We start from the raw sequence: 390 nt of genomic DNA on the forward strand, positions 1-390 counted from the left end.
GGATGAACGTCTCGGAAACCAAAGCGGCGCTCTCATATAAGGGCAGATGGACAAGCTTGCGGCCGGACTGTCTGACTGTTGGACTGTCGGACGGCCTATCGCAAATATCGGGGCATTCCCCTAGGATCGCAATGAAGCCTTTTACCCAAGACCGTGTAGTGGAATCGATGGAAGTCAACGGCCGCACCGTCCTCGTCTGCAATTGCGAGGGCACCATGCCCCTGGACGGCGCGAAACTGGCGAAAGCCTGCGGCGCCTCCACCCCCGCGACCCTTGCCACCCAGCTGTGCCGGACCGAGCTGGAGCGCTTCGTCACGGCCCTGGAATCCCCCGCCGCCGGCTCCCCAGCCAAGCCGGTAATGGTTGCCTGTACCCAGGAAGCCCCGCTGT

Annotated in this window: 1 pseudogene; it reads left to right on the forward strand. The window is 62.8% G+C overall.

The features are described 5' to 3' along the window. Window positions 1-158: 158 nt before the first annotated feature. Window positions 159-390, forward strand: a pseudogene (locus tag AC5JJ6_RS38415) (hypothetical protein); the annotation flags it as partial.

It is taken from the genome of Skermanella sp. (assembly GCF_059503625.1).